This window comes from Bartonella sp. CM86QHHN (genome assembly GCF_042194695.1).
GTDB lineage: Bacteria > Pseudomonadota > Alphaproteobacteria > Rhizobiales > Rhizobiaceae > Bartonella.
In genome coordinates, this window is the sequence record NZ_JBHIND010000045.1 from 1 (window position 1) to 12,714 (window position 12,714).

General features: G+C 39.2%; 13 protein-coding genes. 8 read left to right on the forward strand and 5 right to left on the reverse strand.

Features of this window, described 5'->3' with window-relative positions; translation table 11 throughout:
* A partial coding sequence (locus ACFIKX_RS03390; protein ID WP_375628176.1) for an MBL fold metallo-hydrolase occupies window positions 1–606 on the reverse strand: 606 nt, incomplete at its 3' end.
* A gap of 144 nt (window positions 607–750) precedes the next feature.
* Between ACFIKX_RS03390 and ACFIKX_RS03395 the strand changes: the two genes are divergently transcribed.
* Together ACFIKX_RS03395 and ACFIKX_RS03400 are read left to right on the forward strand one after the other, a co-directional pair.
* Complete coding sequence (locus tag ACFIKX_RS03395) at window positions 751–1,455, forward strand: response regulator (RefSeq protein ID WP_375628178.1); 705 nt, start codon at window positions 751–753, stop codon at window positions 1,453–1,455.
* A gap of 8 nt (window positions 1,456–1,463) precedes the next feature.
* The gene (locus tag ACFIKX_RS03400) at window positions 1,464–2,804 is read left to right on the forward strand and encodes an ATP-binding protein (RefSeq protein WP_273791227.1); all 1,341 of its coding nucleotides are present in this window, start codon (window positions 1,464–1,466) and stop codon (window positions 2,802–2,804) included.
* A gap of 45 nt (window positions 2,805–2,849) precedes the next feature.
* On the opposite strand, the gene ACFIKX_RS03405 is transcribed toward ACFIKX_RS03400, so the two are convergent.
* Both ACFIKX_RS03405 and ACFIKX_RS03410 read right to left on the reverse strand, forming a co-directional pair.
* Window positions 2,850–3,350 (reverse strand): YbjN domain-containing protein, encoded by a 501-nt coding sequence (locus ACFIKX_RS03405; RefSeq protein WP_273724125.1) that lies wholly within the window; start codon window positions 3,348–3,350, stop codon window positions 2,850–2,852.
* Between the two features lie 403 nt (window positions 3,351–3,753).
* Window positions 3,754–3,999 (reverse strand): accessory factor UbiK family protein, encoded by a 246-nt coding sequence (locus tag ACFIKX_RS03410; RefSeq protein ID WP_273791228.1) that lies wholly within the window; start codon window positions 3,997–3,999, stop codon window positions 3,754–3,756.
* Between the two features lie 305 nt (window positions 4,000–4,304).
* Here ACFIKX_RS03410 and lgt point away from each other — a divergent pair, with 305 nt between their 5' ends.
* The 4 genes from lgt to ACFIKX_RS03430 all read left to right on the forward strand — a co-directional run bounded on the left by lgt (window position 4,305) and on the right by ACFIKX_RS03430 (window position 8,538).
* Window positions 4,305–5,183, forward strand: a complete 879-nt coding sequence (gene lgt / locus ACFIKX_RS03415) for a prolipoprotein diacylglyceryl transferase (RefSeq protein ID WP_375628181.1) — start codon at window positions 4,305–4,307, stop codon at window positions 5,181–5,183.
* Entirely contained in the window at window positions 5,158–6,237 is a 1,080-nt protein-coding gene (locus tag ACFIKX_RS03420) for a class I SAM-dependent methyltransferase (protein WP_375620698.1), read from the forward strand. The genes lgt and ACFIKX_RS03420 overlap by 26 nt, the downstream gene beginning before the upstream one ends.
* A gap of 102 nt (window positions 6,238–6,339) precedes the next feature.
* Window positions 6,340–7,131, forward strand: a complete 792-nt coding sequence (gene pgeF / locus ACFIKX_RS03425) for a peptidoglycan editing factor PgeF (RefSeq protein WP_375612980.1) — start codon at window positions 6,340–6,342, stop codon at window positions 7,129–7,131.
* Between the two features lie 474 nt (window positions 7,132–7,605).
* Window positions 7,606–8,538, forward strand: coding sequence for a ribose-phosphate pyrophosphokinase (locus tag ACFIKX_RS03430; RefSeq protein ID WP_375606345.1), 933 nt, complete (start codon window positions 7,606–7,608; stop codon window positions 8,536–8,538).
* On the opposite strand, the gene ACFIKX_RS03435 is transcribed toward ACFIKX_RS03430, so the two are convergent.
* Window positions 8,535–10,034, reverse strand: coding sequence for a helicase HerA domain-containing protein (locus ACFIKX_RS03435; RefSeq protein WP_375628184.1), 1,500 nt, complete (start codon window positions 10,032–10,034; stop codon window positions 8,535–8,537). The genes ACFIKX_RS03430 and ACFIKX_RS03435 overlap by 4 nt on opposite strands.
* A 292-nt stretch (window positions 10,035–10,326) precedes the next feature.
* Between ACFIKX_RS03435 and ACFIKX_RS03440 the strand changes: the two genes are divergently transcribed.
* Window positions 10,327–10,956 (forward strand): 50S ribosomal protein L25/general stress protein Ctc, encoded by a 630-nt coding sequence (locus tag ACFIKX_RS03440; protein WP_375628186.1) that lies wholly within the window; start codon window positions 10,327–10,329, stop codon window positions 10,954–10,956.
* A gap of 76 nt (window positions 10,957–11,032) precedes the next feature.
* Window positions 11,033–11,614, forward strand: coding sequence for an aminoacyl-tRNA hydrolase (pth, locus tag ACFIKX_RS03445; RefSeq protein WP_375628188.1), 582 nt, complete (start codon window positions 11,033–11,035; stop codon window positions 11,612–11,614).
* A 221-nt stretch (window positions 11,615–11,835) separates the two neighbouring features.
* Here pth and ACFIKX_RS03450 read toward each other — a convergent pair whose 3' ends face one another.
* Window positions 11,836–12,579: a L,D-transpeptidase gene (locus ACFIKX_RS03450; protein ID WP_375628190.1), complete on the reverse strand. Its 744-nt coding sequence runs from the start codon at window positions 12,577–12,579 to the stop codon at window positions 11,836–11,838.
* Window positions 12,580–12,714: the final 135 nt, after the last annotated feature.

Here is a 12,714-nt window from a genome sequence, read left to right on the forward strand (position 1 = left end):
GCCTATGCTACTTTTGGGACCATGCCCACAGATAAAACAAACATCATCGCCTAAGGGTAAAACTTTTTCTCGAAGAGATTGCATCAATTTTTCATAAGAACAGAAGGGGAAGTCCGTACGTCCAATAGAACCACGAAAGAGAACATCACCCAAGAGGGCTAAGCGCTCTTTTTTATTGAAATAAATAACATGACCAGGGGAATGTCCTGGGGTGTGAAAAACCTTAAACACATGTCCAGCAAAATGAACGCACTCACCATCTTCTAACCATCGATCAGGAATACAAATGCAAGCATCAGTGATGCCATAATTTTTTGCGCTTTCGCTCACGGCATCCATCACAGGCTTATCATCGCGATGTGAACCGATAATTTTTACATTAAGCGCTTCTTTCACTTGCATTGCTGCTCCTACATGATCAAAATGACCATGTGTTATCCAAATAGCCTCAACGATAACACCATTCTTTTCGATTACGTCTTGAATTCGTGGCCAATCACCACCAGGATCAACGAGAACCCCCGTTTTACATTCACTATCAAAAAGCAAAGTGCAATTTTGTTGGAATGTCGTAACTGGAATAATATGTATATTAAGACTACCCATAATATCCTTTTCAAAAATAACTTTTTTAAATTTATAAATAAAACTTTCTTTCCTTTAAGGTAAAGGTGCTGCTCGACAGCTTTATACAACTTATGTAAACTTGCATTTTGTGTAAACTAAATTTTTATCAAGGTTTTTTTAAGAATGAGCAATCACGTTCAAGTTTTGTGTGACGATGCCCCTCACCTTCTTGTGATTGATGACGATACACGTATTCGCAATCTTTTATTTCAGTTTCTCATTAAAAATGGATTTCGTGTTTCAGTTTCAGCTAATGCGAATGAAGCAAGACGACTGTTAGTAAGTTTAGATTTTGATCTTCTTATTGTTGATGTCATGATGCCTGGCGAAAACGGTATTGATCTCACTCATTCACTCCGCCAAACAAAAGATGTCCCTATCTTTATGTTAACAGCTTTATCAGAAATAGACAATCGTATCCGTGGATTAGAAGCAGGGGCAGATGATTATCTGGCTAAGCCGTTTGACCCTCGTGAACTTCTCCTTCGCATCAACGCCATTTTACGACGTGGTTTTCCCCCTCACCAACCCAAAATTGAGCAAATAGTTTTTGGTCCTTATATATTTTCAATTTCACGACGCGAACTCAAAAAAGGAGGAGAAATTATTAAATTAACAGATAAAGAACAAGAAATGATGATCATTTTTGCCGAAAATGCAGGCGACACAATTCCGCGCCATAAATTCGCGACCGATGACAGCAATATAGGTGAACGTGCCATTGATGTGCAGATCAACCGCCTTCGTCGTAAAATCGAAAAAAACCCAGCACTGCCTATATGGCTCCAAACCGTGCGAGGAATAGGGTATAAACTCTCTATTGAATAGGCACAAGAATGATCAAACCTTTAAGATTTTTTCTTCGATGGTTAACGAAAAAAATGCCTAAACGGCTTTATGCTCGCTCTTTGATCATTATCATTGCTCCCATGGTGCTTCTGCAAACGGTCATTGCTTATGTCTTTATGGAACGCCATTGGCAAATGGTAACCGAGCGTCTTTCAACGGCTGTCGTGCATGATATTTCAGCCATTATTGATATTCTTGAAACATATCCCCAACAAGATAACTATGAAGATATCAAGCGTATTGCACAACAACGTATGGGATTAAATATTTCTATTCTATCTCCTACCTCCTTACCCCCTCCAGGACCTAAGCCATTTTTTGCAATTCTTGACTATTTTTTAAGTGAAGAAATCACCCGCCAAATTAACCGTCCCTTCTGGATCGATACCGTAGGAGATTCTGATCTTGTTGAAATCCGTATCCACCTTGGTCACAACATCTTACGCGTCTTTGCTCCACGCAGCCAAGCCTATGCTTCCAATACTGCTATTTTTTTAAGCTGGATGGTAGGAACAGCTCTTGTTTTATTGCTGATAGCAATTTACTTTTTACGCAATCAAATCAAACCGATTCAACAATTGGCTGAAGCAGCAGAAAGCTTTGGACGCGGTCGTCCTTTACCAAAAGGATTTCAACCACAAGGAGCTGATGAAGTCCGTCGTGCAGGCATCGCTTTTTTACGTATGCGAGAACGTATTGAACGCCAAATCGAACAACGCACCATGATGCTCTCAGGAGTAAGTCATGATTTAAGAACCATTCTTACACGCTTTAAACTTCAGCTGGCATTAGTAAATACTGACTTTGATATTAAACCGCTTGAGCAAGATGTAAGTGACATGCAAAATATGTTAGAAGATTATCTTGCTTTTGCTCGTGGTGAAGGAAGTGAAAGTGTCAAGACTTTTGATTTAAATGCTCTTATGCAAAAATTCTCCACCGATGCTCGTCTTCACAAACGTCAATTTTCTTACACCATTGAAGGTCCTACAGAAATACAAGTACGTCCCCGTGCTTTCACACGCTTAGTCAGCAATCTTGTAACAAATGCATTTTGTTACGGCACGACTGTTAAACTAACCGCTAACTCTCAACAAGAATCTTTTATATTGATAATCGATGATAATGGACCTGGAATTCATGAAGATATGCGCACAGAAGTTTTTAAGCCATTCTTTCGACTTGATAAAGCGCGAAATCAAGATGCAAGTGGAACAGGACTTGGTCTTTCTATTGCTCAAGACATAGCACGCAGCCATGGTGGCAATATACAATTAGATGAGAGCCCACTCGGGGGAGTGCGCGCTATTCTTGATGTCCCCCTATGAGCAATATTTCCGCAAACCGTCTGTAAAAATAACAGACTGTATATTTTAGGCATTCCCTACAGTTTCAAACAAAGTGTACTGTAGTGCCTTGTAAGCACTTTCTCCCGACAAAGCAACCATCTGAAATGCAACATAATGGCTTTCACAGGCTTTAAGTGCATGTATCAACAATGTTTCAACCTGTATATGAGATGGATGCATCCCACCAGCCAAAAGAAGACCTTGTCGATAAATAACTGAATTATTCCTTTGCCAGTAATCAAAATGTCCCAACAACAACTTTTCATTAATTGCTAGCAATAAGCGCTGTATTTCAGCTGTTCGAGCATTTTTAATAGAGAGATCAAACGAACAAGCTAAATGAAGTGCTTCATGCTCTTCCATCCATGAAAAAGCAAGACGATAGTTTGCGCGTTTTCCTTCCACACAAACGCTAATTTCATCTTGTGCATCCCGCTCAAACGACCAATCATATTCACAGGCAATCTGTTCGATAAAGTCAACAGGGTGCTCTTTTCTTTCTGTGGCGCAAAATGCAAGCCTCATCACAATCCTCAATCATCTTAAAACATTGTCAACAGAATATAAACCGTCTCAACTGTAACAATATTTTGCTACAATCAGAACCTTTACACCAAACAAATACACATAAAAACATCGACAGTACACAAACACCCAGAACACAATCGCGCTGTTTAGGGCAACCTGATAGTCATAAAACGAATCATCAAGTCTTTTCAGTGTATTGATACAATTTCATAGCGCCAGCCCCCCTGATTCAAAAAAATGTACTTTACCCAAAAAAAAATCAAAAATAAACAAATGCTCCGCTCTAACAGACTCAAGATTAAGCATTTTTTAGTTTCACGCATCATATTGAAAAATTGGGGATATTTTTTTGAAGATTCTTTTTTTTAAACTATTTTACTTTTTTGTGTCTGCGTTTTTTTTAATCATCTTTTTTTAAATCATCAAGGCGTCTTTTCAAATCAGCGTTATCAGCATGGATTTTCAGCACCATCTCCTTAAAAGTCTCAAACTCTTCGCGAGAAACAAGATCAAGTTTGTTTGCTATCTTTTCAGCCTGCACACGAAAAGCTGTTCCAGCTTCACGTCGTATGCCTTGCGCAACGTCAGCAGCATCCGTTGCTAATTTTGCTAATTCATCAAGAATACGATTTGATCCATTACGCATAACCTTTTTCCTTAAATTTTAATTATTGACGCACGCATTATAGCGTATTCTCATAACATTTAGATACTGTAATTTGTTCCTTTTACTCTATATTTTACATACTGTGCAGATTTTTCATAATGATTTTGTTTAAGATTTTTTAATATTCCTTTTATCACCATATTTTTTACCGCGATAAATCAGTGGAAATCTATCTCCCTTTCTGACTAGCCTCCCTACTGACTTGACCATTGTGTATTCATCTGTCATTTCTGACCATCAGAGTCACTTCATATTCATCTCGTATAATGTAAGATGCTTAACTCATGAACAATTTGTCTTGTCCAACCATTGCTTTTCCGTCTTTTCTTGATCCTGTTATTATCCAGCTAGGTCCCATAACACTTCATTGGTATGGACTTGGTTACGTGCTGGGTATTCTTTTTGCTTGGTGGTATGCGCAAAAATTATTAAAAAAAACATCTCTATGGTATAGAAACTATCCTCCTATGGATAAAGAAAAAATCGGAGATTTTGTTGTCTGGTCTGCCATAAGTGTTGTTGTCGGAGGGCGTTTAGGACAAGTTCTTGTATGGGATCCCATTTACTATTTTAACCATCCAAGTGCTATTATTGCCGTATGGGATGGGGGAATGTCCTTTCATGGCGGACTTATTGGTATTATCATTGCTATGATCTGGTTTGCCCGTAAAAATCGTATTAACATACGAGCCATGTTTGATATCATTGCTGCAGGTGCTCCTATTGGTATCGGCATTGTACGAATCTGCAACTTCATTAACCAAGAATTATGGGGTAATATTACTACACGTCCTTGGGCTGTTTGTTTTCCTCTCGATCCTTACTATTTACCGCGCCATCCAAGCCAGCTTTACGAAGCATTTATGGAAGGATTTCTTCTCTTCATCATCCTGTGTCTTCTTATTTTTGGGTTCAAAGCATTAAAACGTCCCGGTACTGTATCAGGAACATTTATTATAGGCTACGCAGTAACACGCAGCATTTCTGAAATTTACCGTGCGCCTCAAGAAGATCCAGAATGGTTTTCGACTCTTTTCCATTCTACTGGTTTTACCTATGGCATGGCTTTATCTCTTCCCATGCTTCTTGTAGGGTTTTATCTTCTTCTCCACGCCTTTAAATATAAACCGACAGAAAATGGCCAATCTCAAAGAAAAAATTAAAGAAATTATTGTCCTTAATGGACCAATCACTGTTAGCCAATATATGACGTTGGCACTCACCGATCCCCAATTTGGTTATTATCACACACAAACCCCTTTTGGACATGCTGGTGATTTCATTACAGCACCTGAAATAAGCCAATTATTTGGAGAGATGATTGGCATTTGGACTCTTGCAAGCTGGAAAGCTCAAGGGTGCCCTCACCCTTTTATTCTCGCTGAAATAGGTCCAGGACGAGGAACTTTGATGGATGACATTTTGCGAACTATCCAAAAGCTCTCTCAAACGGCATTTAATGCTGCTGAAATTTTTCTGATCGAAATAAGCAAAAAACTTGCAAAAGAACAAAAAAAGCGCCTTTTCTCTTATCAAAAACAAATCCATAGCATTGAAAATTTTAATCAAATTCCTTCAAATCCTCTCTTCCTCATTGCTAATGAATTTCTCGATACACTCCCTATCAACCAATATATTAAAGTCAATGGAGAATGGAAAGAGCGCCGCATTACAGTCAATCAAAATGGAGATTTCATCTTTATTGCTGCCCCGCATAAACTTCCCTCTTCTTGTCTACAAACCTATTGTTCTAAAGTGCCTGACGGAACAATTTTTGAACATGCCCCCTTACGGCATCAATTCATGCAACAAATCAGCCACCATTTAGTGCAAGTGACAGGTTCTGCTTTACTTATCGACTATGGTGCTTGTGAGCTTGCCTTTGGCGATACCTTGCAAGCACTCTCAAAACATAGATTTCGTGATGTTTTTGATGCCCCTGGTGAACATGATTTAACATCCCATGTTGATTTTTCTTTTTTAAAAAACATAGCTCTTGAACAGGGCTGTTTTGCTGAAATCTTAGAGCAAGGAGAATTTCTTTTTAAAATGGGGCTACTGGAGCGCGCAAACCAGCTTGGAGTTGGCAAAAGTGCTCCTTTGCAAGACAAAATCCGCCAAGACATCGAACGGCTCGCTAGTCCAGATCAGATGGGAAAATTATTTAAAGTTTTACATTTCAGTGATAAAAATATCTCCATACCTCCCCAATTTTAATGATCGGCGCTTTTGTCAATAAGCACATCATTATCTGAAATATTCATTGACAAATATGAACATCTCCATCCTCACTTTAAATAATCTCCATAAGGAACTTTTATGAAATCTATCCCTCATCCCATTCTTGCAAAAAATCTTTCTACTTTACACCCCCATGGAATAAAACATGGATTTTTTACACGTCAAGGTGGTGTTTCAAAAAATCTTTATCATAGTCTTAATGTTGGGAAAGGTTCAAATGATCAACTTGAATATATTGTACAGAATCGTCTTTTGATTGCCAATTATTTTTCTATTGAAGCGCAAAATTTAGTCACAGTTAATCAAATACACTCCTGTAACGTTGTCGTAGCTCATCAAGCAACTATCGGTGCACCTCCTCAAGCTGATGCTCTGGTTACAACCACCCCAGAACTCGTTATTGGGGTTCTTACAGCAGATTGCGGACCCATTCTGTTTGCTGATCCACAAGCTAGAGTCATCGCTGCAACTCATGCTGGCTGGCGTGGAAGCTTAAATGGAATTATCGAGAAAACAATTGCTGTTATGGAAAAACAAGGAGCCAAAAGACAATCAATAACAGCAGTCCTTGGACCTTGTATTGGCCCTTATCACTATGAAGTAACAAATGAATTTTACGACCAATTTATTGATTACCACAGCAAATACCAAAAATATTTTTTAAAAACAGACAAAATAAATCGCTTTTATTTTAATCTATGGGCATTTATTATAAACCAACTCAAAGAAGCAGGTGTTAATGCTTCTTGTGTAGAGCTTTGTACCTATCAAGATGAACAGCGTTTTTTCTCCTATCGCCGTGCAATACACCGCAACGAACCCGATTACGGACGGCAAATTTCTGCTATTATGCTGAAAAACAAAAGATGAGCCCCTTTTATGCTTGAGAACAATACCAAAACTGCAAAACTAAACTTTTTACCCAAATGGAAAAATAAACCCCATTGTACTTTGCTTTTTTCACGAAATTATCTACCAGCCCATAAAATATGATAGCCTTCGCTATGATCATTTTCAATGTTTGGTTATAATGATTGAAGGCAAGATGATACTTCTTTTTATTACTCCCCTTCATTCATCTTAAATATGAAACATTCCCCATATTGAAAGTATTTTTATAAAGTAATAACCAAAAAGCTTAATCAATATGTATTTCTTTGCCGCATGGAGAAAAAACTTTGCTCTAAAAGTAATAAACTTTTGGAAAAAGAGAAAACATACTGCATAGCTCTTTTATAATAATCGATAAAATTGTAAGGCTTTTGTAATTGTTCTCTTGCAATTTAATAAAAAGAAATTAAAAACCGTGTCGCATTCCCACCATGATGATTCAGAGGTTCTACTATGAAACTTTTCTGCGGAAATTCTAATCCACGCCTAGCTGAAGATGTTGCAAATTATTTGAACATCCCCTTAGGCAAAGCAACTGTAAAGCGCTTTGCTGATCAAGAAATTTTCGTAGAACTGCATGAAAATGTACGTGGACAAGATGTTTTTGTTTTGCAATCTACATCCTATCCCGCAAATGATCATTTGATGGAATTACTCATCATGATTGATGCCCTTCGTCGTTCTTCTGCGCGTCGTATTACAGCTGTTATCCCCTATTTTGGCTATGCCCGCCAAGATAGAAAACCAGGACCACGAACTCCTATTTCTGCAAAACTTGTTGCCAACCTCATTACTGAAGCAGGGGCCCATCGTGTTTTAACACTAGACCTTCATGCAGGACAAATTCAAGGTTTTTTTGATATCCCTACGGATAATCTCTATGCTGTTCCTGTCATTTCTCGCGATGTCAAAGTGCATTATTCTCTTGAAAATGTTATCGTTGTTTCACCTGATGTGGGTGGTGTGGTTCGCGCGCGCGCGCTTGCCAAGCGCTTGAACAGTTTGCTCGCTATTGTGGATAAACGTCGCGAAAGCCCCGGTGAATCAGAAGTTATGAATATCATTGGAGATGTATCGGGAAAAGATTGCCTTTTGCTTGATGATATTGTTGATTCAGGTGGAACTTTATGCAATGCAGCAAGTGCTCTGCTTAAACATGGTGCCAATAGTGTCACAGCTTATATCACGCACGGTGTTCTTTCTGGTAATGCAATCGAGCGAATTGCTAATTCAGAGATGAAAGAATTGGTTATTACAGATTCAATTATGCCAACACAAGCTATTGAGAAAACCCATAATATTCGTGTTTTGCCCATTGCCGACCTTATGGGAGAAGCAATAGCAAGGACAGCAGCAGAACAATCGGTTTCCAGCTTATTTGGTTAAAGTGGTTCCTTGGGGTCTCCCGGTGCTGTTTCAACACCAAGATCAGGAAAGGCAACAATACGTTGACCACTAAAATGCGTGTGAATAACAATAAGTCCACGCTCTTCAAAGTAGGTTAAAAGTCGGCGTGCACGGCTTAAAGAATGAGTCCCATAAAGACGTGCTAAAAATGCATCAGATGGACATGGCTTTCCCCCTAATGCGGCCTGTGCCACGTTCAAGAAGACTCCTTGAACATCTTCTTCCAAACTTTCTGATATCTGCAAAATATGTTTCCAATGTTCACTGACAGCCGTTTGTTCATCAACAAAAGCCTGAGCAATAGCCAATTTACGCCGAAATTGTGAAAGATTAAAAGGAACCTTTGACATCCCATGGATACGGCAACGAACTGAAAAATCTTGATAAAGCACCGCTGTTGAACGATAAAAAGCTTCAGAATCCTCAAGAATTTCCCGAATAATATGTTCTGCTTGCCCGTCACGCTCAACATCAGAAAGTTCAGGAAATAAACTTGGGTTTTCTTCTAACAACTCTTGTTTTTTATGCACGACCTCCTCTAACATCTCGTGCATTGACTTTTCCCTCATCGGCTCTCGTGTTTGTTTAAATGGCGTTAAAATTTCCTCTGGTGAAGCAGTAAAAACGAGCTCTTGCACATCATCCCGCTCTGTTGGAAGTGGCATTAATTTAGGGCTAGAAGAGCGTGCCAAAGTTTCAACAGAACCGATAATGATTGGTAAGGGACGTCGTGATAAAGCAGGGCCTAAAGCTATAAAATTTCCCCGTTCAAGATCTCTAAACATTTCCGCTTGGCGACGATCCATCCCCAAAAGATCAGCGGCGCGCACCATATCAATATCTAAAAAAGTCCGCCCTATTAAAAAGTTTGAAGCTTCAGCCGCAACATTTTTGGCAAGCTTAGCCAAACGTTGTGTCGCAATAACACCAGCAAGACCACGTTTACGTCCTCGACACATCAGATTGGTCATAGCGCTCAAAGAAATTTTACGCGCTTCATCAGAAACTTCTCCTGCTGCAGTTGGAGCAAACAATTGTGCTTCATCGACAACGACAAGCATAGGATACCAATAATCACGTTCCACATCAAACAGTGCCCCAAGGAAAGCCCCTACAGCACGCATCTGTTGTTCAGTGTCCAAACCTTCAAGATTAAATACCACCGAAACCCGATGTTGTCGAATGCGATGCGCAATACGTGTCAATTCTAGTTCGCTCCGTTGAGCCTCTACAATAACATGACCAAATTTATCTGCCAAAGTTACAAAATCGCCTTCTGGATCAATTACACAATGCTGCACCCACTTAGCACTTTGCTCCAGAAGACGGCGTAAAAGATGTGATTTCCCTGAACCAGAATTACCTTGTACAAGAAGACGTGTCGCCAATAATTCTTCCAAATCAAGAAGTGCTGGCATCGATTTATGCAAAGCACGACTTTCTGACATCTCACCCAAGGCAATCTCAACCTTCATAACATCTCCAGTGTTTGATTTTGAACATATCAGTGCCAGCACATATTGGTTGATTCTCCATCCACACCGTAATTTGTAACATTTCCTCCTTTTTAACGGTAGAAATCATCGATTTTTCCCACAACTCTTGCATCTATGAATAGTTTGAACTATAGAACAAACTTCTGCGTAGACACCCTTGGAGGCAACGTAGAATGGAGTGATCGCTGTTGGTTAGCGCATATCTTCATATCCATGCAAAAACTATTACTGTTTTTGAAGGATCTCCAATCATGTAAAAAGGACTTAAATTATGAGCAAAAGCTACACTCTTAAGGCCGAAAAACGCGAGCGGGTTGGTAAGGGGTCCTCCCGTGAACTTCGCCGCAACGGTCTTATTCCTGCTGTCATTTATGGTGAAAAACAACCACCTTTGGCAATAACAGTTCCCTATAAAGAAATTTTCTACAAAATTCATGCTGGTGGCTTTCGTACCACTATTGCAACGATTATTCTTGACAAGCAAAAAATTATGGTTTTGCCAAAAGATTATCAACTCGATCCCGTGCGTGATTTTCCCCTTCATGTAGATTTCTTGCGCATTTCAGCAAAATCCGTTGTAGAAGTGAATATTCCTGTCCACTTCCTCAATGAAGATACGGCACCTGGACTTAAAAAGGGTGGTGTCCTCAATATTGTTCGGCACGAAATTGAATGTACAGCTCCAGCAAGTGCTATTCCTGAAGCTATTGAAATTGATCTCTCCAGCTACTCTATTGGTGATTCTATTCACATTTCAGCAGTGCAACTGCCCAAAGATGTGACTCCCATCATCCAAGATCGCGATTTTACCATTGCAACCATTGCAGCTCCTGCTGGCATGGATGTCAGCGATGAAACCTCTGAACAAGAAAATGATGATGAAGACACGCAAACTTCATAAAACTCAAAAGGCGGAAATTTTTTCCGCCTTAATTTATGAGACATTACCCTTAATCATACTTTGACTGAAGATACACATGTGGCTTATTGCTGGTCTTGGCAATCCTGGTTTACAATATCAAAATAACCGCCATAATATCGGTTTTATGGCTGTTGATGCCATTTACCAATCTTTTTCTTTTTCTCCATGGTCGAAAAAGTTTCAAGCAGAAATCTCCAATGGTTTCATAGATAATGAGAAAATTTTTCTTATAAAACCGCAAACTTTTATGAATTGCTCGGGTCAAGCGATCGGTGAAGCTTTGCGATTTTATAAATTAGATTTGAAGAATTTGATCATCATTTATGATGAGTTAGACCTGCCTCCAGGAAGAGTCCGTATAAAAATTGGTGGAGGACATAATGGACATAATGGTATTAAATCTATTGATACCCATTGTGGTACTGACTATTGTCGTATACGCATAGGAATTGGTCATCCTGGAAGCAAAGAACTTGTTCATCAGCATGTCCTGGGAAATTTTACCAAATCTGATCAAGAATGGTTATCCCCTCTCTTAGAGACAATTGCAAAAAATATCGCTCTCCTTATAAAAGATGATAAATCCCTCTTTATGAATGAAGTTTCACAAACGATAAAACACAATCAGAACCATTAGCTTGCGTGTCCCAGTCGCGTGAAGAATATGAATAAAAACTCTTAAAAAAATCCTCTTATAAACTTTCTCAAAGGCAAAATCTGTTGGCAACGTGAGAAGCTAGAAAATAGAACAGAATACAAGCTTGTATACACCTTTGAAAAAGAAAGGCTTATATTCTCTTTTGAGAGAAAGAGAAGATTGAACAGCAAACACAGCTCTCTCCAATCTTCTCCCCTAAATTAAAAAAAATCATTTGGCTGAATGGTCGACTGTAGCGGATCGTAACCATTTGATTGTTGACTATAAACTGTAGGAATACTCCTATTGTTTTGCAATACCACAACACGCGAACCAATGGGAACACGATCATAAAGATCGATAATATCTTGATTAAGCAAACGGATACACCCACTTGAAATAGCACGCCCAATTGACCACGATTCGTGTGAGCCATGAATACGGAAAAGTGTATCTTTCCCATTTTTGAACAAATAAAGTGCCCGCGCACCTAATGGATTATCGGGCCCTGGTGGCATTCCTTTCCCAAGATGACCATAACGTTCTGGTTCTCGAGCCATCATAGCTGCAGTAGGAGCCCAATTTGGCCACCGACGCTTGCGCTGTATAACCCCCTCACCTTCAAATGCTAGGCCTTCTTTACCGACACCAATCCCATAACGCAAAGCTTTTCCATTTTCACCAATAAGGTAAAGAAAACACTCTTGCGTATCTATAACCAATGTTCCAGGCGCATAAGATGTATAATAAATCACCTCTTGTCGCCAATATTTTGGATCAATTGTCGCAAGATCAACAGCAGGTAACGAATAGGTCTCACTCGTTACAGGACCATACAAAGCCTGTATTTCTGGTGGAATGTATCGAACTTGTTGAAAAGGTACCGATGACATATCTGACTGACGTGTAGCACATCCAGCCAAAGCCAAAAGTGCTGCAATTAAAAAGGCACAACGAGATAACACTCTTCTATTTTCTCCGATTAATTATTTATGCAGATTTGCATACCATGAAAAACTTAGCACAATATTAACATTAATTCGAAGTTTTCTTATCCTTGTAACTAAGGAGAACAATAAGGTAAGAAGAACTAAGGTAAA